We start from the raw sequence: 1,540 nt of genomic DNA on the forward strand, positions 1-1,540 counted from the left end.
TCCTGCGTATTCATCACGAAGGGGCCGTACTGTGCAATCGGTTCGCCCAACGGCTTTCCCGCCAGCAACAGCAAGCGCGCACCGTTTTTTCCCGCCACCAGGGTGACACTGTCACCATCGGTGAAGGTGGCCAGGTGATCGGTCTCCACCGTTTCCCCTGCCACCCTGACGCGGCCTTCGAACAGATACAGAAAAGCGTTATAGCCCTGCGCCAGCGGAACCGTAAGCGTTTCCTCCGGGCGCAACACCACGTCCAGATACAACGGGTCCGCCTTGCCGCCTTTCACCGGAGCGCTGAGCGTCTGCCCTGCAAGGGTTACCTCTCCGGCAATGGCCTTGACCTGGCCGCCGCTGGCCAGATCCAGTCGCGGGATCTCATCGTCGCTAATATCCCGATACCCGGCAGGCTGCATTTTTTCCGCCGCCGGCAGGTTGATCCACAACTGAAAACCGCGCAGTAAACCGTCTTTCTGCTGCGGCATTTCTTCATGAATAATGCCACGGCCAGCGGTCATCCATTGCACGCCTCCCTGCTTGAGATCCCCTTCATTACCGAGATGATCCCGGTGGCGCATATGCCCTTCCACCAGGTACGTCACCGTTTCAAAACCCCGATGCGGGTGGGGCGGGAAACCGGCAATGTAGTCATCCGGGTTGTCGGAGGAAAACGCATCCAGCATCAGGAACGGGTCCAGTCGCACGGCCGGGTTAGAACCCAGCGCCCGCTTCAGACGAACGCCAGCACCATCGGATGTATCCATTGCCCGAATCGTATTGAGAATTGTGCGTTCCATGGGAACCTCCTGTGTTAAGCCTGACGCCAGATGCCGGACGCCCGACAAAACATCGCCAGCGTCTCGCCTGTGTCAGGCGCTGATAATTTCTCGCTCGCCCAGGCGTTCGCGGCCGTGGGGCGTGGTCCAGTCCAGTTGCGGCCCGATGGAAATAATCCCGTGGGGATTCACCGTCGGGTGGCTGCAAAAATAATGGTGGCGAATGTGCGTCATGTTCACCGTGTCCGCCACGCCGGGCAACTGATAGATCTCTTTCAGCAAGCCCTGCAAATTCNGGTAATCGCTGATCCGCTGACGGTCGCACTTGAAGTGCGTGACATACACCGGGTCAAAGCGAACCAGTGTGGTCCACAAGCGGATGTCCGCTTCGGTTAAGGTGTTACCCACCAGGTAGCGTTGTTTGCCGAGCAAGTCCTCCAACGCATCCAGGCGCTGGAACAAGGTCACCACAGCGTCGTCATAGGCCTCCTGGCTGGTAGCGAAACCCGCCTTGTAAACGCCATTGTTCACATCGTGATAAACGCCTTCGTTAATGCTGTCGATTTCTGCTCGCAGCGCCCGGGGATAATAATCGCCCGGGGTGGCACCCAGCCCATCGAAGCTGCTGTTGAGCATGCGGATAATGTCAGCCGATTCATTACTGACAATAGTGCCGCGCTGCCTATCCCACAGCACCGGCACCGTCACCCGGCCGGTGTAGTTGTCATCCGCTTTCAGGTACAACTCATAGAGCTTGCTAAAACCAT

Annotated in this window: 2 protein-coding genes; both read right to left on the reverse strand. The window is 58.3% G+C overall.

The window, feature by feature from the left end; translation table 11 throughout:
- The coding region (locus tag A3730_RS23020) for a pirin family protein (RefSeq protein ID WP_063539047.1) at positions 1 to 794 on the reverse strand (794 nt) is incomplete at its 3' end.
- 72 nt (positions 795 to 866) lie between these two features.
- The coding region (locus A3730_RS23025; RefSeq protein ID WP_063539049.1) for a glutathione S-transferase family protein at positions 867 to 1,540 on the reverse strand (674 nt) is incomplete at its 5' end.

The sequence above is a fragment of the Alcanivorax sp. HI0044 genome, assembly GCF_001634945.1.